Origin of the sequence: Sphaerotilus sp., from assembly GCF_013299175.1 — a bacterium.
Classification (GTDB): domain Bacteria; phylum Pseudomonadota; class Gammaproteobacteria; order Burkholderiales; family Burkholderiaceae_C; genus Sphaerotilus.
Window position 1 is genome coordinate 1 of record NZ_JAAFKF010000017.1, and the last position, 21,761, is coordinate 21,761.

The 21,761-nt window shown below is 66.4% G+C and carries 21 protein-coding genes and 1 tRNA gene; 4 read left to right on the top strand and 18 right to left on the bottom strand.

The window, feature by feature from the left end:
- The 15 genes from QZW52_RS04790 to QZW52_RS04860 form a co-directional block, all read right to left on the bottom strand.
- The coding region (locus QZW52_RS04790; RefSeq protein WP_293995873.1) for an NADH-quinone oxidoreductase subunit D at nucleotides 1-1,002 on the bottom strand (1,002 nt) is incomplete at its 3' end.
- Between the two features lie 31 nt (nucleotides 1,003-1,033).
- A complete protein-coding gene (locus tag QZW52_RS04795) occupies nucleotides 1,034-1,633 on the bottom strand; it encodes an NADH-quinone oxidoreductase subunit C (RefSeq protein WP_293995875.1) in 600 nt (199 codons plus the stop codon).
- 14 nt (nucleotides 1,634-1,647) lie between these two features.
- The gene (locus QZW52_RS04800) at nucleotides 1,648-2,124 is read right to left on the bottom strand and encodes a NuoB/complex I 20 kDa subunit family protein (protein WP_012346532.1); all 477 of its coding nucleotides are present in this window, start codon (nucleotides 2,122-2,124) and stop codon (nucleotides 1,648-1,650) included.
- A 45-nt stretch (nucleotides 2,125-2,169) separates the two neighbouring features.
- Entirely contained in the window at nucleotides 2,170-2,529 is a 360-nt protein-coding gene (locus QZW52_RS04805; protein ID WP_293995880.1) for an NADH-quinone oxidoreductase subunit A, read from the bottom strand.
- Between the two features lie 167 nt (nucleotides 2,530-2,696).
- Nucleotides 2,697-2,781 (bottom strand) — tRNA-Leu (locus QZW52_RS04810).
- A 173-nt stretch (nucleotides 2,782-2,954) separates the two neighbouring features.
- Complete coding sequence (gene secG, locus QZW52_RS04815) at nucleotides 2,955-3,341, bottom strand: preprotein translocase subunit SecG (protein ID WP_293995881.1); 387 nt, start codon at nucleotides 3,339-3,341, stop codon at nucleotides 2,955-2,957.
- A 45-nt stretch (nucleotides 3,342-3,386) separates the two neighbouring features.
- A complete protein-coding gene (gene tpiA / locus QZW52_RS04820; RefSeq protein ID WP_293995882.1) occupies nucleotides 3,387-4,133 on the bottom strand; it encodes a triose-phosphate isomerase in 747 nt (248 codons plus the stop codon).
- A 39-nt stretch (nucleotides 4,134-4,172) separates the two neighbouring features.
- Complete coding sequence (locus QZW52_RS04825) at nucleotides 4,173-5,159, bottom strand: NAD(P)H-quinone oxidoreductase (RefSeq protein ID WP_293995883.1); 987 nt, start codon at nucleotides 5,157-5,159, stop codon at nucleotides 4,173-4,175.
- A 42-nt stretch (nucleotides 5,160-5,201) separates the two neighbouring features.
- The gene (pnp, locus tag QZW52_RS04830; RefSeq protein WP_293995884.1) at nucleotides 5,202-7,490 is read right to left on the bottom strand and encodes a polyribonucleotide nucleotidyltransferase; all 2,289 of its coding nucleotides are present in this window, start codon (nucleotides 7,488-7,490) and stop codon (nucleotides 5,202-5,204) included.
- 177 nt (nucleotides 7,491-7,667) lie between these two features.
- Nucleotides 7,668-7,931 (bottom strand): 30S ribosomal protein S15, encoded by a 264-nt coding sequence (gene rpsO, locus QZW52_RS04835; RefSeq protein WP_293995885.1) that lies wholly within the window; start codon nucleotides 7,929-7,931, stop codon nucleotides 7,668-7,670.
- 115 nt (nucleotides 7,932-8,046) lie between these two features.
- Nucleotides 8,047-9,273: a pyridoxal phosphate-dependent aminotransferase gene (locus tag QZW52_RS04840; protein ID WP_293995937.1), complete on the bottom strand. Its 1,227-nt coding sequence runs from the start codon at nucleotides 9,271-9,273 to the stop codon at nucleotides 8,047-8,049.
- A complete protein-coding gene (locus QZW52_RS04845) occupies nucleotides 9,248-10,519 on the bottom strand; it encodes a branched-chain amino acid ABC transporter substrate-binding protein (protein WP_293995886.1) in 1,272 nt (423 codons plus the stop codon). The genes QZW52_RS04840 and QZW52_RS04845 overlap by 26 nt, the downstream gene beginning before the upstream one ends.
- A gap of 45 nt (nucleotides 10,520-10,564) precedes the next feature.
- A complete protein-coding gene (tsaD, locus tag QZW52_RS04850; RefSeq protein ID WP_293995887.1) occupies nucleotides 10,565-11,626 on the bottom strand; it encodes a tRNA (adenosine(37)-N6)-threonylcarbamoyltransferase complex transferase subunit TsaD in 1,062 nt (353 codons plus the stop codon).
- Nucleotides 11,623-12,456 (bottom strand): prolipoprotein diacylglyceryl transferase, encoded by an 834-nt coding sequence (gene lgt, locus QZW52_RS04855; RefSeq protein ID WP_293995888.1) that lies wholly within the window; start codon nucleotides 12,454-12,456, stop codon nucleotides 11,623-11,625. Before lgt ends, tsaD begins: the two co-directional genes overlap by 4 nt.
- Before the next feature lie 76 nt (nucleotides 12,457-12,532).
- Complete coding sequence (locus QZW52_RS04860; RefSeq protein WP_293995889.1) at nucleotides 12,533-12,781, bottom strand: TIGR04438 family Trp-rich protein; 249 nt, start codon at nucleotides 12,779-12,781, stop codon at nucleotides 12,533-12,535.
- A gap of 150 nt (nucleotides 12,782-12,931) precedes the next feature.
- Between QZW52_RS04860 and QZW52_RS04865 the strand changes: the two genes are divergently transcribed.
- Nucleotides 12,932-13,237, top strand: a complete 306-nt coding sequence (locus QZW52_RS04865; RefSeq protein ID WP_293995890.1) for a c-type cytochrome — start codon at nucleotides 12,932-12,934, stop codon at nucleotides 13,235-13,237.
- A 7-nt stretch (nucleotides 13,238-13,244) separates the two neighbouring features.
- Here QZW52_RS04865 and QZW52_RS04870 read toward each other — a convergent pair whose 3' ends face one another.
- On the bottom strand, nucleotides 13,245-13,667 hold the full coding sequence (locus QZW52_RS04870; RefSeq protein WP_293995891.1) for an Lrp/AsnC family transcriptional regulator: 423 nt from the start codon (nucleotides 13,665-13,667) through the stop codon (nucleotides 13,245-13,247).
- 123 nt (nucleotides 13,668-13,790) lie between these two features.
- Between QZW52_RS04870 and QZW52_RS04875 the strand changes: the two genes are divergently transcribed.
- Entirely contained in the window at nucleotides 13,791-14,840 is a 1,050-nt protein-coding gene (locus QZW52_RS04875) for an ornithine cyclodeaminase (protein WP_293995893.1), read from the top strand.
- A 25-nt stretch (nucleotides 14,841-14,865) separates the two neighbouring features.
- Nucleotides 14,866-15,837, top strand: coding sequence for a citrulline utilization hydrolase CtlX (gene ctlX / locus QZW52_RS04880; RefSeq protein WP_293995895.1), 972 nt, complete (start codon nucleotides 14,866-14,868; stop codon nucleotides 15,835-15,837).
- On the opposite strand, the gene acs is transcribed toward ctlX, so the two are convergent.
- Nucleotides 15,825-17,807, bottom strand: coding sequence for an acetate--CoA ligase (gene acs / locus QZW52_RS04885; protein ID WP_293995897.1), 1,983 nt, complete (start codon nucleotides 17,805-17,807; stop codon nucleotides 15,825-15,827). The two genes, ctlX and acs, sit on opposite strands and share 13 nt — an antisense overlap.
- 232 nt (nucleotides 17,808-18,039) lie before the next feature.
- On the opposite strand from acs, the gene QZW52_RS04890 reads away from it, so the two are divergent.
- Nucleotides 18,040-18,663 carry a TIGR00645 family protein gene (locus tag QZW52_RS04890; RefSeq protein ID WP_293995899.1) on the top strand — a complete coding sequence of 208 codons (624 nt, stop codon included), beginning with the start codon at nucleotides 18,040-18,042 and terminating at the stop codon, nucleotides 18,661-18,663.
- Here QZW52_RS04890 and QZW52_RS04895 read toward each other — a convergent pair.
- The gene (locus tag QZW52_RS04895; RefSeq protein WP_293995901.1) at nucleotides 18,611-21,664 is read right to left on the bottom strand and encodes a transglycosylase domain-containing protein; all 3,054 of its coding nucleotides are present in this window, start codon (nucleotides 21,662-21,664) and stop codon (nucleotides 18,611-18,613) included. The genes QZW52_RS04890 and QZW52_RS04895 overlap by 53 nt on opposite strands.
- Nucleotides 21,665-21,761 lie beyond the last annotated feature (97 nt).

Consider the following 21,761-nt stretch of genomic DNA (forward strand, 5'->3'; position numbering starts at 1 on the left):
GTGGATCAGCTCTTCCATCGAGGTCTTCATCTCGACGCGGGACGGCGGCGCGACCTTGTGGTTGCTGGTGATGACGGGGCCGGGGTTCTTGCGCAGCCAGTCCACGCACTGCTGGATGATGCGGTTCGACTGGCGCATTTCCTCGACGCGCACGAGGTAGCGGTCGTAGGTGTCGCCGTTGACGCCCAGCGGGATGTCGAAGTCCATGCGGTCATAGACTTCGTAGGGCTGGTTCTTGCGCAGATCCCAGGCAATGCCCGAGCCGCGCAGCATGGCACCGGTGAAACCGAGGTTCAGCGCACGCTCGGGCGACACGACACCGATGCCGACCGTGCGCTGTTTCCAGATGCGGTTGTCGGTCAGCAGCGTCTCGTATTCGTCCACCAGCGTGGGGAACCGCTTCGAAAAGTCCTCGATGAAGTCCAGCAGCGAACCTTGACGGTTCTCGTTCAGCCTAGCCATCGCCTTGGCATTGCGGATCTTGCTGTGCTTGTACTGCGGCATCGTGTCCGGCAGGTCGCGGTAGACACCGCCCGGACGGAAATACGCTGCGTGCATGCGCGCACCCGACACCGCTTCGTACATGTCGAACAGGTCTTCCCGCTCGCGGAAGCAGTAGATCAGCATGTTCATCGCGCCGCAGTCCATGCCGTGGCAACCCAGCCACAGCAGGTGGTTCAGCAGGCGGGTGATCTCGCTGAACAGCACGCGGATGTACTGGGCGCGAATCGGCACCTCGACGCCCATCAGCTTTTCGATCGCCAGGCAGTACGCGTGCTCGTTGCACATCATCGACACGTAGTCGAGGCGGTCCATGTAGGGCAGCGACTGGATGAAGGTCTTGCTCTCGGCCAGCTTTTCGGTGGCGCGGTGCAGCAGACCGATGTGCGGATCGGCGCGCTGGATGACTTCGCCGTCCAGTTCCAGCACCAGCCGCAGCACGCCGTGGGCCGCTGGGTGCTGGGGACCGAAGTTCAGGGTGTAGTTCTTGATTTCAGCCATGGATCAACCTCAGGTTCGGCGCTGCGCCAGCTCAGTGCAGGCCGCCATAGTTGTCTTCGCGGATGATGCGCGGCGTGATCTCGCGCGGCTCGATCGTGACCGGCTGGTAGATCACGCGCTTCTGCTCGGGGTCGTAGCGCATCTCGACATGGCCCGTGACCGGGAAGTCCTTGCGCATCGGGTGGCCGATGAAACCGTAGTCGGTGAGGATGCGGCGCAGGTCGTCGTGGCCGTCGAACACGATGCCATACATGTCGAAGGCTTCGCGCTCGAACCAGTTGGCGGCCGACCACAGCGGGGTCAGCGCAGGCACCACCGGGAAGTCATCGTCCGCCGCGAACACCTTCAAGCGCAGACGCCAGTTCAGGCGCACCGACAGCAGGTGCGTGACCACGGCATACCGCAAGCCCTCGTACCCGCCATCCTTGTAGCCGCTGTAATCGACACCGCAGAGGTCAATCAACTGCTCGAAGCCGAAGTCGGCGTGGTCACGCAGCGTCTGGGCGATGGACAGCGAGTCGGACGCCTTGACGGTGACCGTGATCTCGCCACGCGCACGCACCAGACTCACGAGGCGATCGGCAAACACACGCTCCAGTGCAGCCTGCAGGGTATCGAGTTTCTGCGTCATGTCAGGGTCTCTGCTCAGCGGGCGATGGTGTTTTCGCGGCGGATCTTGGCCTGCAGTTGCAGGATGCCGTACAGGAGTGCCTCAGCGGTGGGCGGGCAGCCCGGCACGTAGACATCCACAGGAACGACACGGTCGCATCCACGCACGACCGAATAGCTGTAGTGGTAATAGCCACCACCGTTGGCGCACGAACCCATGCTCAGCACCCAGCGCGGCTCGGCCATCTGGTCATACACCTTGCGCAGGGCTGGAGCCATCTTGTTGCACAGCGTGCCGGCCACGATCATCAGATCGGACTGGCGGGGGCTGGGCCGGAAGAGCATGCCAAAACGGTCGATGTCGTAGCGGGAGGCCCCTGCATGCATCATCTCGACCGCGCAGCAAGCCAGACCAAAGGTCATCGGCCAGAGCGAGCCCGTCTTGGACCAATTGATCAGGGTATCGACACTGGTCGTGACGAAACCTTCCTTGAGTACGCCTTCAATGCCCATGGTGTTCTTCCGTGACTCTCGTGGTCTGGACCGAATTCATTCCCGTCACTCCCAATCGAGGGCGCCCTTTTTCCATTCGTAGACGAATCCGACCACCAGGATGCCCAGGAAGATCATCATCGCCCAGAAACCTGTCGCCCCGATTTCGCGCAGCGACACCGCCCACGGAAACAGGAACGCGATCTCCAGATCGAACAGAATGAACAGAATTGCCACGAGGTAGTAGCGCACATCGAACTTCATGCGCGCATCTTCGAATGCCTCGAAACCACACTCGTAAGGGGAGTTCTTGGCCGGATCCGGCCGATGCGGACCCAGCAAGGCGCCCAGCAACTGGGGCACCACACCTACACCGACGCCGACAAGAATGAACAGGATGACGGGGAGATATTGTTCCAGATTCATGTCAATCGCCTAGACAGGCTCTCATGCGGCAAAAATAAAGCGCGCTGCCCGGAAAAACACAAAGTGCTCAACCGCGTGCTCAGCGCGCCCACCTCTTCCCTGCGCCTATGTATTTGCCAGGGCGCTGAACCAGAATTCGGTCAAAACTCTGATTCACATGTCATTCATGGTGCCGACGGCGAGACTCGAACTCGCACAGCTTTCGCCACTACCCCCTCAAGATAGCGTGTCTACCAATTTCACCACGTCGGCACGTACAAACTAAATTCTACAGCCAGCAACCTCAGCTCATCACTGCGAGCACGCCAATTATTGGCACTTGATTTGACTGACTTGCCACAAAAATTCAACCTCTGCAGCACAGCCTTGAATTCTAATGCGAATGAGGGTTTGCCTCAAGTACCCTGGCCGCTTTTTCGCACCAATCAACGCGAAGCCGGTGCCGAAGCGGCCACAGCAGACGCTGCCGGCGCCGCCACCAGACCAGGGATCTGTGCGGCAGAGGGCGCGCTCGCCACAACAGCGGGTGCGGCAGCGCGGTCCAGAATACTGCCCCCCGTACTGCCTGCGGCACGCAGGTTGCCGAAATAGGCCAGCGCCAGCGTGCAGACAAAAAACAACGTCGCAGCAACCGCCGTCGAACGGGACAGGAAGTTGGCACTGCCCGTCGCACCGAACAGGCTGCCAGACGAGCCACCACCAAAGGCAGCACCCATGTCAGCGCCCTTGCCATGCTGCATCAGCACCAGCCCGATCATCACAATGGCCGTCACCAGCTGCAGCAGCAGCACCAGATTCATCATCACTTGCATTGGGAAAAACTCCGTAGGAACTCGACTCGACCAACCTGACGCGGATCAGCTCGCCGCGCGGACCACAGCGACGAAATCTGCCGCCTTGAGTGCCGCGCCGCCGATCAGGCCGCCGTCGATGTCGGTCTGGGAAAAGAGAATCGCGGCGTTGTCAGGCTTGACGCTGCCACCGTACAACAGCTTCATCTCGCTGGCCCGAGGGGTCGCCGCCGCCAGTTGCGCACGCAGCACCGCATGAACCGCCTGCGCCTGCTCCGGAGAAGCGGTCCGGCCCGTGCCGATGGCCCACACCGGCTCGTAGGCCACGACCACTTCACCCATGCACGGCCCGAGCGTGTGGATGACGGCCGACAACTGCCGCTTCACGACCGCCTCGGTTTCGCCCGCTTCGCGCTGCGCCAGCGTTTCGCCGACACACACGATGGGGGTGATGCCCCTGGCGAGCGCAGCCTGCGCCTTGTCGGCCACCAGTTGATCGGACTCACCATGCAAGGCCCGGCGTTCCGAGTGCCCGACGATGGCGTAGCGGCAACCGAACTCGGCCAGCATCACCGCCGACACCTCGCCCGTGTAAGCACCCTGGGCATGGGCGGAACAATCCTGTGAACCCCAGGCCACGCTGCTGTTGGCCAGTGTCACCGCGACTTCGGACAGGTAAGGAAACGGCACGCAAACCGCCACCTCGGCCACGAACGGCCGGGCCGCCAGGATGCCCTGCAGCAACTCGGCGTTGGCCGCGTGGCTGCCATGCATCTTCCAGTTCCCTACCACCAGCTTGCGACGTGTCGTCATGATGAAAGCTCTTCGATCAAGTTAGGTCATCTCACCAAATCACCAAGTCAGCACGATCTTGCCGATGTGCTGATTGGACTCCATCAGGGCATGCGCCTGCGCAGCCTCGGCGGCGGGCAGCACGCTGTGCAGCACCGGCCGGATGCGGCCCGACGCGATCAGCGGCCACACCCGCTCGCGCAGTGCGGCGGCCACCGCGCCCTTGAACGCCACCGGACGCGGACGCAAGGTCGATCCGGTGATGGTCAAGCGCCGACGCAGCACCAGCCCGGCGTCGAACTGCGCCTTCACGCCGCCCTGCACCGCGATGATGACGAGCCGCCCGTCTTCGGCCAGCGCCGTCACTTCACGCGCTACGTAGTCGCCGGCCACCATGTCCAGGACCACATCCACGCCACGCCCGCCCGTGAGCTGGCGCGCCTCTTCGGCGAAGTCGGCCGTGCGGTAATTGATGGCGTGGTCGGCGCCGAGGTCGAGGCACGCCTGGCACTTGGCGTCGCTGCCCGCCGTGGCGATGACCGTGGCGCCAAACGCCTTGGCCATCTGGATGGCGGTGACACCGATGCCGCTGGTGCCGCCCTGGATCAGCAGCGTCTCGCCCGGTTGCAGCGCCGCACGCATGAACACGTTCGACCACACGGTGAAGCAGGTCTCGGGCAGGCTGGCCGCTTCGGTGTCGCTCAGGCCGTCCGGCACCGGCAGGCACTGCACCGCGGGCGTCACGCACAACTCGGCGTAGCCACCACCCGGCGTCAGCGCACAGACGTGCTGCCCGATCGACAGCCCGGCCGACGCCATCGCCTCGGCATCACCGCCCACGATGACTCCGGCCACTTCCAGCCCCGGCAGGTCCGAAGCACCCGGCGGTGGCGGGTAGGCACCCATGCGCTGCAGCACATCGGGGCGGTTCACCCCGCTGGCCGACACACGGATCAGCACTTCGCCCGCACCCGGCACCGGGTCCGCACGCTCGACCAGCGTCAGCACGTCCGGCGGACCGGGGCGGGCGATTTCGATGGCTTTCATGGTGCGGGCTCCTTCGGACGCTCAGGGATATTCAGGCAACGATCAGGACTGCGACGGCTCCGAACCGGCGTCCGGCGCGGCAGCAGCGGGTGCCGCCGACTCAGCGGCCGGCTGCTCGCTGCGCGGCGGGCGCTCGCTGCGTTCACGGCGCGGGCCACGGTCGCCACGGTCATTGCGGTCCCCGAACTCACGGCGCGGCGCACGTTCGAAACGCTCTTCTTCCATGCCTTCCGGACGCTCCAGCAGCGCCTTCATCGACAGCTTGATGCGGCCCTTTTCGTCCGTCTCCAGCACCTTGACCTTGACGATCTGGCCTTCGGTCAGGAAGTCCGTGACCTTCTCGACACGCTGGTGGGCGATCTGGCTGATGTGCAGCAGGCCATCCTTGCCCGGCAGCACGTTGACCAGCGCGCCGAAGTCCAGGATCTTGACGACCGGGCCTTCGTAGACCTTGCCGATCTCGGCTTCGGCGGTGATGTCGGCGATGCGCTTCTTGGCGACATCGGCCTTGGCGCTGTCGGTCGAGGCGATCGTGATGGTGCCGTCTTCGTCGATGTTGATCTGGCAGCCCGTCTCTTCGCACAGACCACGGATGACCGAGCCACCCTTGCCGATGACATCACGGATCTTTTCCGGGTTGATCTTCATCGTGTACAGGCGCGGCGCGAAGTCGGAGACCTCGGTGTTGGCCGTGCCCATCGCGTCCACCATCTTGCCCAGGATGTGCAGGCGCGCTTCCTTGGCCTGTGCCAGTGCGACCTGCATGATTTCCTTGGTGATGCCCTGGATCTTGATGTCCATCTGCAGGGCGGTCACGCCGGTGGTCGTACCCGCGACCTTGAAGTCCATGTCGCCGAGGTGGTCCTCGTCACCCAGGATGTCGGTCAGCACGGCGAAGCGGTTGCCGTCCTTGATCAGGCCCATGGCGATGCCGGCGACGTGCGCCTTCATCGGCACGCCGGCGTCCATCAGCGCCAGACAGCCGCCGCAGACCGACGCCATCGACGACGAGCCGTTCGACTCGGTGATCTCGGAGACGACGCGGATCGTGTAGGCGAAGTCTTCGCGGTTCGGCAGCAGCGGCACCAGGGCGCGCTTGGCGAGGCGACCGTGGCCGGTTTCGCGGCGCTTCGGCGTGCCCATGCGGCCGGCTTCGCCGGTGGCGAAGGGGGGCATGTTGTAGTGGAACAGGAAGGTGTCGCGGAAATCGCCCGCCAGCGCGTCGATGCGCTGCGAGTCCTGGTCGGTGCCGAGGGTGGCGACGACGAGAGCCTGCGTTTCACCGCGGGTGAACAGCGCCGAGCCGTGGGTGCGCGGCAGCACGCCGTTGCGGATCTCGATCGGGCGCACGGTGCGGGTGTCGCGGCCGTCGATGCGCGGCTCGCCGGCCAGGATCTGGCCACGCACGGTCTTGGCCTCGATCTCGAACAGCAGGTTATCGACTTCAACGCCGTCGAACACGACGCCTTCCGCCTTCAATGCAGCCTTGACTTCAGCGTAGGCCGCGCGGCAGGCGTCGGTGCGGGCTTGCTTCGAGCGGATCTGGTAGGCGGCTTCGATCTTGGCCTGACCGAACTCGGCGATCTTGGCGATCAGCGGCTCGTTCTTGGCCGGCGCCTGCCACGTCCATTCCGGCTTGCCGGCGTCACGCACCAGCTCGTTGATCGCGGCAATGGCGACCTTGGCTTGCTCGTGGCCGTAGACGATGCCGCCCAGCATGACTTCTTCCGTCAGTTGCTGCGCTTCGGACTCGACCATCAGCACGGCGGCTTCGGTACCGGCGACGACCAGGTCCAGCGACGACTGCTTGAGCTGCGTCGGGCCGGGGTTCAGCACGTACTCGCCGTTGATGTAGCCCACGCGGGCCGCACCGACCGGGCCGTTGAACGGGATGCCGGAGATGGCCAGCGCGGCGCTGGAGCCGATCAGCGCGGCGATGTCGGCCGAGGCTTCCGGGTTCAGTGACAGGACGTGGATCACGACCTGGACTTCGTTGTAGAAGCCTTCCGGGAACAGCGGGCGCAGCGGGCGGTCGATCAGGCGGCTGGTCAGCACTTCCGACTCGCTGGGCTTGGCTTCACGCTTGAAGAAGCTGCCGGGGATCTTGCCGGCGGCGTAGGTCTTCTCGATGTAGTCCACCGTCAGGGGGAAGAAGTCCTGGCCCTGCTTGGCTTCCTTGCGGGCGACGACGGTGGCGAGCACCACGGTGTCGTCCATGTTGACGATCACGGCGCCACTGGCTTGCCGGGCGATTTCACCGGTTTCGAGCGTGACGGTGTGCTGACCCCATTGGAAGGTCTTGGTGACTTTGTTGAACAGACTTGCGGTCATGGGTTTTCTTTCTTCGAGGTGGCCGGTCACCGCGGCGGGATGCCATTCCATCCGGACCCGTCGATCAGGTCGATGCACGGATCAGGATGGAATGACACAGCAGCGCCCACGCGTGGCCGTAAAAACAAAGAGCCTGTGCTGGAGGGTCCAGACAGGCTCTTCACATGCATGACCTGCTTACTTGCGCAGGCTCAGCTTCTGGATCAGGGCGAGGTAACGGCTGGCGTCACGGTCCTTCAGGTAGTCGAGCAGCTTGCGGCGGCGGCTGACCATGCGCAGCAGACCGCGACGACCGTGGTGGTCTTTCTTGTGGGTCTTGAAGTGCGGGGTCAGGTGGTTGATGCGGGCGGTCAGCAGGGCGACCTGGACTTCCGGCGATCCGGTGTCGGCGACGCCGCGGGCGTTGGCGGCAACGACTTCTGCCTTGTTGATTTCGGACATGTCAAATTTCCTTGGGGTTTCGAGGTTCACTTGCGGCCGTGGGGGAAACCGCCCCGCGCCGTGTACGCGCCGATGCGCGTGTCATCGCCATCAGAACGAACAGCGAAGCCGGCGATTATAGCGCCAAGGCCCGCGCCAGCCGCTCCACCCCCTGAAGCAGCCGCTGCGGCTGGCGCGACGCGAAGCACCAGCGCAGCCAGCCCTCGGCCTCGTCCCCGAAGGCGGTGCCCGGCGCCAGCCCGAGTCCGTGCTCGGTCACCAGCCGCTTGGCCAGCGCCAGCGAGTCGGTCTCGCCCTCGATGCGAAGGAAGGCGTACATCGCCCCCGGCGGCGTGGCGACCTCGACCCGTGGCACGGCCTGAAGCGCCCCGACCAGCGTGTCGCGGCACACCCGCAGCCGCGCTTGCAAGGCCGGCACCGACACCGGCGCATCCGCCAGTGCCGCCAATCCGGCCCGCTGCACGAACACCGGCGTACACGAGGTGTTGAACTCGATGAGCTTGCCGAGCTGCTCGATGAGCGGCGCCGGTGCCACCAGATTGCCCAGCCGCCAGCCCGTCATCAGGAAGGATTTCGAGAAGCTGTGGACCACCACCAGCCGGTCCTCGGGATCGGCCAGATCGAGAAAGCTCGGTGCGCAGACGACCTGCCCCGGCAAGGGCACAGCGTCCGGGTAGTACAGCCGTTCGTACACCTCGTCCGACACGATCCAGGTGCCGGTGCGGCGGCAGTGGTCCAGGATGACCTGCTGCTCGGCGCGGGTCAACGTCCAGCCGGTCGGGTTGTTCGGCGCGTTCAGCACCAGCACCCGCGTGGCCGGTGTCACCGCCGCGAGCAGCTCGTCCATGTCCAGCCGCCACGCCCCCGCCCCGGCGCGCAGGCTCACCCGCCGCACCCGCGCGCCCAGGATCGCCGGCTGCGCGGTCAGGTTCGGCCACACCGGCACGACCACCACCACCTCGTCGCCCGCGTCCACCAGTGCCTGCTGCGCCAGCATCAAGGCGCTGACACCCGACGACGTGACCGCGATCCGATCGGCGCCCACGGGCCGGTGCAGCGACGAGAGGTAGCCCGCCAAGGCTTCGCGCAAGGCGGGCAGGCCGAGGTTGTGGGCATAGAAGGTCTCGCCGGCCTCGATGGACGTGACCGCCGCATCGCGCACCGACATGGGCGTGACCTCGTCGCTCTCGCCGAACCAGAAGGCGAGCACGTCGCTGCGCCCCAGTCCGGCGTTGGCGACTTCACGGATGCGAGACGCCGACAGATCGGCAATCACTTGGCGCATGGAATCCCCTGCTGCTGTGCGATCCTGAGGATCAGAGGGGTGCCATCTTGCACGAATGCGGCTGGACCGTCTGCTCGGCGGTCAGGTACCGGACGGTGCGGAAACCATAGCCCGACCCTTCGACATCGAAGCGCACGCCGTCCGTGCCCGCCTTCTGCATCGTGCTGACATAGAGCGGCTGGAGGAACTGGTGGTCCTCGGCGCGCATCACGCCCGCGCCCAGCCCGCCCAGCGCCTTGCCGTCGTAGCGGGCGCCGGACAGGGCCTTGGCGACCGCGGTGGCGTCGGTGCTGCGGGCGCGCTCCATCGCCTGCACCAGCATCTCGACCATCGCCTGCATCCGCACATGGAGGTAGTCGTCCTCCGGCTTGGGGAACCGCTGGTGGAAGCTGTTCACCAGCGCCTCGGACGCCTTGCCGCCCGCGTTCGGGTGCCACTCGGCCACGGCCACCACACGCCCCACGCCCGCATCCCCCAAGGCGCCCGGCACGCCCAGCGCGTTGCCATAGAAGGTGTAGAACTTGCCCTCGAAGCCGACATCGCGCGCCGCCTTCACCAGCAGCGTCAGGTCGTTGCCCCAGTTGCCGGTGACGACCGTCTGCGCGCCGCTGGCCTTGATCTTGGTCGCATAGGGCAGGAAGTCCTTGACGCGACCGACCGGGTGCAGCTCCTCGCCGACGAACTGGATGTCCGGGCGCTTGGCCGCGATCATCACCTTGCCCTGGCGCACGACGTGCTGGCCGAAGCTGTAGTCCTGGCCGATCAGGTAGACGCGCTTGGTCGCGGTGTCCTGCTGCAGCACGTCGGTGAGCGCAGCCAGGCGCATGTCGGCGTGGGCATCGAAGCGGAAGTGCCACGGGCTGCACTTCTCGTTGGTCAGCAACGGATCGACCGCCGAGTAGTTGAGGAACACCGCCCGGCGCTGCGGCTCGCGGTCGTTGTGCTTGTTCAGTGCGTCGATCAGCGCGCTAGCGGTGGCGGAGCTGTTGCCCTGCAGCACGACGCCGATCTGCTGGTCGGCAGCACTTTTGAGCATCGTCAGCGCCTCCTCGGTGTTGCCCTTGCTGTCCAGGCGCACGAGTTCCAGCGGACGATTCCCGCCGGGCAACTTGACACCCCCCCGCGCATTCACGCGCTCGATGGCCCAGGTGAGGTTGCGCGCCACCGCTTCGCCGGCATTGGCAAAGGGGCCGGACAAGCCTTCGATCAGCCCGAGCCGGATCGGCTCCGCTGCCTGCGCGCCGATGGAAAAAACGCTCGACAGGGCGAGCGCAGGAAGGAAGGATGTGTGCAGTGTTTTCATGAATTTTGAATTATGCATTCAAAAACAGCGCACGCACCACCCCCCTCACACCGCCGAGAGATCCCAGCGCGGCTTCACATCGAAGGCGTAGTCTCTGGTCGCCACCCCTTGCCCGCTCTGCAGCCGCATCGCCCCGGCCAGCGCGATCATGGCGCCGTTGTCGGTACACAGGTGCAACTCGGGATAGTGGACGCGCACCCCACGCCGCCCGCACTGCGCGTCCAGTTGCACCCGCAGCCGCCGGTTCGCGCCGACCCCGCCGGCCACCACCATCCGCTTCAGCCCGGTCTGCTTCAGCGCCAGCAGCGACTTGGCGACCAGCACATCGACGATCGCCGCCTGCGTCGAAGCGGCGAGATCGGCCCGCGCCTGCGCGGCGTTCGGCGCCGTGGCATCGAGCTTGTTCAACTGCGTCCACATGGCGGTCTTCAGCCCGGCGAACGAGAAGTCCAGCAGGTCGCCGCGCATCAGCGGCCGCGGCAGCTTGAACGCCGCGTCATCGCCCTGCTCCGCCAGACCCGCCAAGGCCGGCCCGCCCGGATAGCCCAGCCCGAGCATCTTGGCGGTCTTGTCGAAGGCTTCCCCGGCGGCGTCGTCGATGGTCTCCCCCAGCATCGTGTAGCGCCCCACCCCATCGACCTGCATCAACTGCGTGTGCCCGCCCGACACCAGCAGCGCGACGAAGGGGAACTCCGGCGGATCGGCCGACAGGAACGGCGACAGCAAATGCCCCTCCAGGTGATGCACACCGAGCACCGGCCGGTCCAGCGCCATCCCCAGCGCGCAGGCCATGCCGGTGCCGACCAGCAGCGCCCCGGCCAGCCCCGGCCCGCGCGTGTAGGCGACGACATCCACCGCCTCCAGCCCCAGCCCCGCCCCGGCCAGCGTCTCGCGCAGCAGCGGCACGGCGCGGCGGATGTGGTCCCGCGAGGCCAGCTCCGGCACCACGCCGCCATACGCCTGGTGCATGTCGATCTGGCTGTGCAGCGCCTGCGCCAGCAGCCGCGGTGGCGCCAAGCCGTCCATCCCCTCGGGCAGCTCGACCAGTGCGACGCCGGTTTCGTCGCACGAGGACTCGATGCCCAGCACCCGCAGCGGCGCGCTCACGAACGGTTCCCCGACCGTCCCGCCAGTGCCCAGATCCCCATGCCCGCGACCACCATCGGCACGCACAGCCACTGCCCCATGCTCAGGTTCAGCGCCAGCAACCCGAGGAAGCTGTCCGGCTCGCGGAAGTATTCGGCGATGAAGCGGAACGCGCCGTAGCCGATCAGGAACAGCCCGGACACCCGACCCCAGACGATCGAGCCATCGGCGCGGTGGTGGGCCGAGCGGGTCTTGCCATAGAGCCACAGGATCACGAACAGCAGCAGCCCCTCCAGCAGGAACTGGTAGAGCTGCGACGGGTGGCGCGCCAGCGTGTCACTGCCCGATTGCGGAAAGGCCATCGCCCACGGCAGGCTCGCGTCCGCCGCCCGGCCCCAGAGTTCACCGTTGATGAAGTTGCCGATCCGCCCGCAGGCCAGCCCGGTCGGTACGCACGGCGCCACCAGATCAGTGACCTCGAAGAACCGTTTCTTGCGCACCCAGGCGAACACCGCCATCGCCACGATCACGCCGAGCAGGCCACCGTGGAAGGCCATGCCCCCCTTCCAGACTGCCAGAATCTCGGACGGATTGGCCAAGTAGTACGCCGGCTTGTAGAACAGCACGTAGCCGAAGCGCCCGCCCAGGATCACGCCCATGACACCGTAGAACAGCAGATCCTCCACCTCGCGGGGCGTCCAGCCACCGGCCACATAAGGTGCTTGCCGAATGCGGCGAGTGGCGAGCCAGTAGAACAGCCCGAAGGCGGCGAGGTAGGTCAGGCCGTACCAGTGGATCTGGAGGAACCCCAGATTGAGCGCAACGGGATCGAATTGGGGATGCACGAGCATCGGCAGCACTCCGTGGAAGAGAAACGGGGCCGATTGTCGCCGGTTGCCGCTGCAGCGGCCAAAGGGGCAGGCGCGGTCAGCGGCGGCGGGGCAGCGGGGTCTTGCGGCCCAGGGCTTCGACCGTGTTGCGTCGGCGGGCCTCGCGGCGGGTGTCCTCGCGCTTCTGGCGGGCGCGGGCGGTGAAACCCAAGGCGTCGGAGATGGCCCACCAGACCACCGCCAGCCCGAACGGCGCCAGCACCGACCACCACGACCACTGGGCCACCGGGCCGATCTCCAGCCACTTCAGTGCCAGACCCAGCACACCCAGATACAAGAACGCCATGCCACCACCCCCGGCTTCATCCAGCCGCCACAAGAACGCCGACTGGCGAGGATACCCCGCGCCCCATGCGTCAACGAGGGCCTCGATAAAATCGTTGCCACGCGGTGCCTCTGCGCACCGCCACACCGATCCCCAACGAAAGCTCGCACCATGAAGCCCTTGTTCGCCCTCGCCGCCCTGGCCGCCGTGACCCTCTCCAGCTCTGTGTTCGCCAACGCCGAGCTGGCCCAGAAAAAGAACTGCATGGCCTGCCACGCCGTGGACAAGAAACTCGTCGGCCCGGCGTTCAAGGACATCGCTGCCAAGTACGCAGGGCAGAAGGACGCTGTCGCGCAACTGTCCGAGAAGGTCATCAAGGGTGGCTCGGGTACCTGGGGGCAGATTCCGATGCCGGCCAACGCCGTGACGCCCGAAGAGGCGAAGACGCTGGTGGCTTGGGTGCTGAGCCAGAAGTAAGCCAGATCTAGAGCTTGTGCGTCGACAGCAGCAAGCTCGACTCCGTGCTCGCAATCCCCGGAATCGCCCGGATGCCGTTGAGCACCTGGTCAAACGCCTCCAGCGAATCGGCGCGCAGCTCCGCCATCAAGTCCCAGCGGCCGTTGGTGGTGTGCAGGGCCACGACGTTCGGGTGGCCGCGCAGCAGGCGGCAGATCTCGTCGCCGTGGTGCCCCTCGATCTGGATGCTGGTGATGGCCCGGATGCGGTGCGCTTCCGCTTCGGGGCGCAGGCGCACGGTGTAGCCGACGATGGTGCCCTCGCGCTCCAGCCGGGCCATCCGGTTCTGCACCGTCGCGCGCGCCACCCGCAGCTTCTGCGCCAGCGTGACCACGGGCAGCCGGGCGTTGTCGCGCAACAAGGCGATGAGTTGCCGGTCGGTGTCGTCCATGGCGCTGTGCATCCTGCTGATTTGAGTGAGCACAATGTATAGCTGACCGATATTTGTGGCAATTTGCACCGTTCAAATTGGCAGCACCACTGGGGACAATCCTTCTGCAACAAGGAAAGCCCCATGACCCGCTTCATCGACGTTCCCACCATGTCCCGCCTGATCCAGGACATCGGCGTGACCCAGTGCATGGGCGATCTGGCCGACGCCATCCAGGAGGACTTCGTGCGCTGGCCCGACTTCGACAAGTCGGCCCGCGTCGCCAACCACTCGGCAGTCGGCGTCATCGAGCTGATGCCCGTGTCCAACGCCCGGCGCTATGCGTTCAAGTACGTCAACGGACACCCGAGCAACACGGCACGCGGCCTGTACACGGTCATGGCCTTCGGCGTGCTGGCCGATGTCGAGACCGGCTACCCCGTGCTGCTGTCGGAACTCACCGTGGCGACCGCGCTGCGCACCTGTGCGACCTCGCTGATGGCGGCCCGCGCCCTGGCCCGACCCGACGCGCGCCGCATGGCGCTGATCGGCAACGGCGCACAAAGCGAGTTCCAGGCCCTGGCCTTCCACAGCCACCTGGGCATCGACGAGATCGCCGTGTACGACGTGGACCCGCGCGCCACCGAGAAGCTGATCCGCAACCTCTCGGTCTACCCGGCGTTGCGGATCGTCCGCGCCGGATCGATCGCCGACGCGGTGCGCGGTGCCGACATCGTGACCACCGTGACCGCCGACAAGACCCGCGCCACCATCCTGACGCCCGAGATGATCGAGCCGGGCATGCACATCAACGGCGTGGGCGGCGACTGTCCGGGCAAGACGGAGCTGCACGCCGACGTGCTGCGTGGGGCGCGCGTGTTCGTCGAGTACGAGCCGCAGACGCGCACCGAAGGCGACATCCAGCAGCTTCCCCGCGACTTCCCGGTCGTCGATCTCTGGCGCGTGCTGGCCGGCACCGAAACCGGCCGGCAGCACGCCAACCAGGTCACGGTGTTCGACTCCGTCGGCTTTGCGCTGGAAGACTTTTCCACCCTGCGCTACCTCCATGCGCAGGCCGAACGCCGCGGACTGGGCGTGGACGTGGCGCTGGTGCCCGACGCTGAAGACCCGAAGGATCTGTTCCGCCATGTCCGCTCCAGCGATGCACGGGCCGCAGTGCGCCGGGTGGCCTGATCCGACCCACGGGAAGCCCATCGCCATGTCCACCCTGCAGTCCATCCAGGCACCCGCCGCGGTCGTGATGATCCGGCCCCACCAGTTCCGGTCCAACGGCGAAACCGCGGCCGACAACGCCTTCCAGACCACTGCCGCGCAGGAGACGCCCCACACCATCGCCGACACGGCCTACCGCGAAGTCACGGCGGCGGCCGAGCGGCTGCGGGCAGAGGGCGTGCGCGTGCATCTGTTCGAAGACCGGGGCGAGTGCGACACCCCCGACTCGGTCTTCCCGAACAACTGGTTCTCCACCCACGCCGGCGGGCATGTAGCGATCCACGCCATGCGTTCGCCCAGCCGCCGCCGCGAGCGGCGCAGCGACGTGATCGAGCACCTCAAGACCGCCTACCGGGTGCAGGACGTGATCGACTATTCGGGGCTGGAACAGGACGGGCTGTTCCTGGAGGGCACTGGGGCCATGGTGCTGGACCACATCGCCCGCGTGGCCTACACCGCCCGCTCCCACCGCGCCGATCCGCTGGCACTGGAACGCTTCTGCACGCACTTCCGCTACGAGCCGATGCTGTTCGACACGGCCGACGCCAGCGGCCAGCCGATTTACCACACGAACGTGCTGATGTGCGTGGCCACCGCATTCGCGCTGATCGGCCTGGACACGTTCACCGACCCGCGCCGGGCGGCCGAGGTGTGTGCGCGGCTGCAGGAGTCCGGCCGCGAGGTGATCGCGCTGAGCCAGACGCAGATCGCTGCGTTTGCGGGCAACGCCATCGAGCTGTCGGGCCAGGGCGGGCGCCTGCTGGCCTTGTCACGGCGCGCCTGCGACAGCCTGAGCGCCGATCAGAAAGCACGCATCGAACGCTCGGCCCGCCTGGTGCCGCTGGCGGTGCCAACCATCGAGCGGGCGGGTGGCTCCGTGCGCTGCATGATCGCCGGAATCCACCTCTCGCCACGCCAGCAGCCCCCGCAGGGGCTGCGCGGTCCTCAGTACGCCTGACCGAGCTGGCTCAGGATGGCAGGGTTCTCCAGCGTGCTGGTGTCCTGCGTGATCGCTTCGCCCTTGGCCAGCGAGCGCAGCAGGCGGCGCATGATCTTGCCCGAGCGGGTCTTGGGCAGGTTGTCGCCAAAGCGGATGTCCTTCGGCTTGGCGATCGGGCCGATTTCCTTGCCGACGTGGTCGCGCAGTAGCTTGGCGATCGCCTTGGCTTCGTCACCCACTGGCAGCGGGCGCTTCAGCACGACGAACGCGCACACGGCTTCACCCGTCGTGTCGTCCGGACGGCCCACCACCGCAGCTTCGGCCACCAGCTCGGTGCAGCTCACCAGCGCGGACTCGATTTCCATCGTGCCCATGCGGTGGCCGGAGACGTTCAGCACGTCGTCGATGCGGCCGGTGATGGTGAAGTAGCCGGTCTTGGCGTCGCGGATCGCGCCGTCGCCCGCCAGGTAGTACTTGCCCTGGAAGTCGGCCGGGTAGTAGCTCTTGACGAAGCGTTCGCTGTCGCCCCAGATGTTGCGGATCATCGACGGCCACGGCTTCTTGACGACGAGGATGCCGCCCTGCCCGTTCGGCACGTCCTTGCCGGTCTCGTCCACGATCGCGGCTTGAATGCCGGGGAACGGCAGCGTGCAGGAACCCGGCACCATCGGCGTGACGCCCGGCAGCGGGGTGATCATGTGGCCACCGGTTTCGGTCTGCCAGAAGGTGTCCACGATCGGGCAGCGGCCGCCGCCGACGTGCTTGTGGTACCACTCCCAGGCGGCCGGGTTGATCGGCTCGCCGACGGAACCCAGCAGGCGCAGGCTCGTCAGGTCGTAGCTCTTCGGATGCACGGCGTCGTTGGCTTCAGCGGCCTTGATCAGCGAGCGGATCGCGGTCGGGGCGGTGTAGAAGATCGAGACCTTGTGGTCCTGGATCATCTTCCAGAAGCGGCCGGCGTCCGGGTAGGTCGGCACGCCTTCGAAGACGATTTCCGTGCCACCGAGGGCGAGCGGGCCGTAGGTGATGTAGGTGTGGCCCGTGACCCAGCCGATGTCGGCGGTACACCAGAACACGTCGTCCGCCTTCAGGTCGAAGGTCCACTTCGTCGTCAGCGCGGCGTGCAGCAGGTAGCCGCCGGTCGAGTGCTGGACGCCCTTGGGCTTGCCGGTCGAGCCGGAGGTGTAGAGCAGGAACAGCGGGTGTTCGGCGCCGACCCATTCCGGCTCGCAGGTGGTGGGCTGACCGGCGGTGAGGTCGTGCATCCACACGTCGCGGCCTTCGACCACCGTGACCGGCGCATTGGCGCGGTTGACGACCAGCACCTTCTCGATCTTCTCGCAGCCGGGCATCGCCAGGGCTTCATCGACGATGGACTTCAGCGGCAGCTTCTTGCCGCCACGGACCTGGCAGTCGGCGGTGATGACGGCCTTGGCGCCGGTGTCTTCGATGCGGTCGCGCAGGCTTTGCGCAGAGAAGCCGCCGAACACCACCGAGTGCGTCGCACCGATGCGGGCGCAGGCTTGCATGGCGGCCACACCGTCGATGGACATGGAGATGTAGATGACGACGCGGTCGCCCTTGCCGATGCCGATCGAGCGCAGGCCGTTGGCGATCTGGCAGGTCTTGGCGAGCAGTTCGCTGTAGGTGATCCGGGTGACTTCGCCGCCGTCGGCTTCGAAGATCAGCGCCGTCTTGTCACCCAGGCCACGCTCGACGTTGCGGTCCAGGCAGTTGTAGGAGGCGTTCAGCGTCCCGTCGGCGAACCACTGGAAGAACGGGGCGTTCGAATCGTCCAGGGCCTTGGTGAACGGAGTCTTCCAGGTGATCAGCTCGCGGGCGAGGTCGGCCCAGTAGCCTTCGTAGTCGGTGTCGGCCCTGGCGCACAGGGCCTCGTAGGCGGCCATGCCGGAGACAGTGGCGTTGGCGACAAACGCCTCGGACGGCAGATAGATCTTGGATTCTTGGGTAGTGTCGGCTTGGGTCATGCTTGTCTCCTGCGGTGGAATGCAGTGAAAAAATGCTGCCCCCCACATTAGGGAGAGGCTCTTACGAACCCCTTACTCCGCAAATTTCATTCCTGTGGGGGCTGGAGCTGGATCAAGAAAACGCGCGCCATCCTGACACGATCACCCCACTAGAATCCGCTGGTTTTCCCGTGTTTTCACCCATTTCTCCATCTGCTGATGCGTCCATCCGGACACACACCCTGACACGTCCATGGCACAAATTCCCGCACCGCTGACCGCACCTACCTCGCCGCTGTCCAAGCTCATCTTTTCCAGCCGCTGGTTGCAGCTCCCGCTGTACCTGGGGCTCATCCTGGCACAGGCCGTCTATGTGCTGCAGTTCTGGAGGGAGCTGGTCCACCTGATCGAGGCCGCACTGGGCAACCAGCACGCGCTGCAGATCCTCGTGTCTAGCATCGGCTACAAGAGCACGGTACCGCTGGAGGGACTCAACGAGACCGTGCTGATGCTCGTCGTGCTGGGCCTGATCGACGTGGTGATGATCTCGAACCTGCTGATCATGGTGATCGTGGGCGGCTACGAGACCTTCGTGTCACGGCTGAACCTGGAGGGGCATCCGGACCAACCGGAGTGGCTGAGCCATGTCAACGCCTCGGTGCTGAAGGTCAAGCTGGGCACGGCCATCATCGGCATCAGCTCGATCCACCTGCTCAAGACCTTCATCAACGCCGAGAACTACAGCGAGAAGACGCTGATGTGGCAGACGGTCATCCACATCGCATTCCTCGCCTCGGCCATCGCCATCGCGTGGGCGGACAGGCTCATGCACCCGCCGGGCACGCCTGCGCCGACACCCCCGACAACACCGGCTTGAGCAGCGGCGCCATGTTCTTCAGGATCTGGGTGGGCAAGGCACTGGTGAACTTGTAGCTGCCCGCCTCGGGGCCGAGGACGAAGGCGGTGAGCGTGCCGAAGTGGCGCGGGCCGAGGTAGAACACGAAGGTCGCCGTGCGGCTGGTGACTTTGGAGGCCAGCAGCCCGCCGCCGCGGGTGTAGGTGTTGAGCCGGTTGTCGCCGGTGCCGGTCTTGCCACCGATCACCATCGGCGCCTGGCCGGGTTCGTCCAGCACACCCTTCATGCGCCGAGCGGTGCCGTCGCTCACCACCAGCGCCAGCGCCTTGCGCAGTGTCGCGGCGATTTCGGGGGCCAGCACCTGCTCGCCCTCGGCCGGCTTTTTCTTGAGCGCCACTTCATAGGGCGATCCGGACGCGAACTGGAGCGAGTCCAGCATGGTGGCAGGCAGCCGCCGTCCGTCGTTGACGAGAATGCCCATCAACTCCGCCAGCGCGGCAGGTCGGTCGCCCGAGCTGCCGATCGCGGTCGCATACGACGGCACCAGGGTCTCGAACGGAAACCCCACCCGCTTCCACTGTGCATGGATCTTGGCGAACGCCTCGATCTCCAGCAACTGCACGATGCGGCTGTTCTGCCCGCGCCGCGCCTTGTTGCGCAGCAGCCAGTTGTAGGACTGCTCGCGCTCGACCGCACCGGCATCGAGCACCTGGTCCAGCGCCGCCTTGGGGTTCTGGCGCAGGTAGTCGGCCACCCACAGCTCCAGCGGATGCAGCCGCGCCAGATAGCCGCGGTCGGCCAGCGAGTAGTTGCCCGGCGCGTGGCGGTCGTAGAGCTTGCGCAGGTAGTCCGGCGGCAGTGGCGTGCCGGGCATCTGGTGGACGAGGTAGGCGCTGAAGTCCTCGAAGCTGCCCGCCGGGTTCACCGAGCGGTAGATCACGGCCAACCGCGGCGCCGTCTTCGACACCGCCGCAGCCATATTCTCCAGCACCGTCTCGACCGGTTTGTCGTGGTGGCGCTGGTAGAACTTGCGCATGAACTGGCGCCCTTCCTTGTTGATGAAGAGCTTGAGCAGTTCCAGCCGGCGCGGGTGGTCCTCGTCTTCGAGGATGTCGGCGGCCGGGTTAGCGGCGTTGTAGAGGTGGTGGTAGACGATGTCGCGCATCAGCCGGATGAAGGGCAGGTTGAGCGAATCGCGCAGCGCCTCGTAGAGCGTGGGCATGCGGCCGTTGTCGGCGTTGTGGAAATTGGCGAAGACGTGCGCGCCGCCGCCGGTGAAGAAGGTTTCGCCGGGGCTGGCCGAATAGGTACGCAGCATGGCAGCTTCGAGCATCGCGGCCAGCGAGCGGTCCTTGGCCGTCTTCAGCCAGTCCACGGCCCAGCGCGAGAGCCGGTCTTTCGGGCCGACCTCGACCGCCGCGAGCGCCTTCGCATCCAGCCCGGCATGGTCCTGGTGCAGCTTGGTGACGATGTCGAGGTAGGTGGTCAGCGTGCGCAGCTTGGCGGTGGAGCCGAGTTCGAGCTTGGCGCTGCCGTTGATGTCGAAGGGCTGGTCGAGGTTGTCGGTCTGGACCCGCACGCGGTTCATGCCCTCGCCGCGCTCGTAGAGGGTGAAGCTGTAGAGCAGCTTCGATGGATCGCCCTTCTCCAGCAACTGGAAGCCGAGCAGGCCGGCGTCCTTGGCCGCCTGCGGGTCGCGCAGCCGGTTCAGCAGGTCGGTGACTTCCCGCTGCAGGCGCCCGTCCAGGTGGCTGGTGGCGCGCAGGTCGAAGCGGTCCAGTTCGTACAGGCGCGGCGTGTTGAGCATCGCCGAGAGCTGCACCCGCAGCAGGGTCGAGGCGTTGCGCTCGCCGAACTCGATGCCGGCAGCCGGGCCGGTATAGGCGCTGCGCACGGCCAGCGGTGCAGCCAGTGCGGCGTCGCGCAAGGCCGGGCCGATGACGCCTTCCTGCGCCAGCAGCCGGGTGTAGCTGGCGGTCATGTTCAGCAACTGCGCGTGACCAGGGCCGAAATAGTGGCCCGGCCGGCGCTGCGCGATCATCAGGCTGAGCACCTGGCGGAACGCCAGACCGCGCTCGGCCAGCCCGGCCTCCTGCTCGCCGGGTTCGCGCAGCCGGCGGTTGGCCGCCTCGACATCGACGCCGTACCAGGCCGCCAGCCCGTCGTTGACGCCGTGGACTTCGCCCCAGCCCTTCTGCGCACCCAGCGGCAGGCTGTTGAGGTAGTCCTGCAGGATGCGGTGGCGGGCGGCGACGGTGTCCTCGCCATCACGGTAGGCGCGCACGGAGGCCGACACCATCTGGAGGTACTTGTCCCGGGCAGAGGAGGTGCGGCCGTCGGGGGAATGGCGGAACTTTTCGGTTTGCGTCGCCAGCGTGCTACCACCGGCAGCGGCGTGGTCTTCGTGGGCCACGGCGACCGCCTGGTCCAGCACGGCCTTGCCCAGGCGCGTCCATTCGATGGCCGGGTTGTGGCGCGGCTCGCTGGTGTCGAGCACCTCGCGGTTCTCGATGAAACCGAGGGTCTGTGCCACCAGCGGCGGCAAGTCCTGTGCGCCCGCGTAGGTGTGCAGCGGAAAGCGCGAGCGGAACAGCGGCTCGCCACGGCAGTCCAGCAGCGTCAGGCCGGCCTGGACCTTTTCCGGGTACGGCGGGAAGAAGCCGCGGGCCATGAAATCCTGCAGGGCCGCCGACTGCTGGGCCTGCGACACCACCTGGTAGCCACGGCCGGTCAGGCTGGCGAGGAAGTCGGGCAGGTGCGTGTAGCCCATGCGGTCGTCGCTGGGGCCGGACTTGGGGTAGCGGCTGCCGGTCGCTGGCTGCGGTTGCAGGGCATGGCCCAGCTTGGCGGCCCAATCAGCAAAGAAGCGCGCCTGCAACGCCGAGGAGCGCATCTCGACGTGCGCCAGGTACGACACACCGGCCAGCACAGCGACGCCGGCGGACCACTTGGCGAGTCTGGCGGGCCAGCGCCTGGGCGGAGGTGGCAGCGGTGGAGGGTTCCCGGTGTCGCCTGGAGTCATGGACAGCACGTGCTCTGAATCTTCTGTGGATCAACCGGAGCAAGCCCCCGGGCTGCAATGCGCCCCATCGCCCAACGTGGTGACATGGGGACGAGAC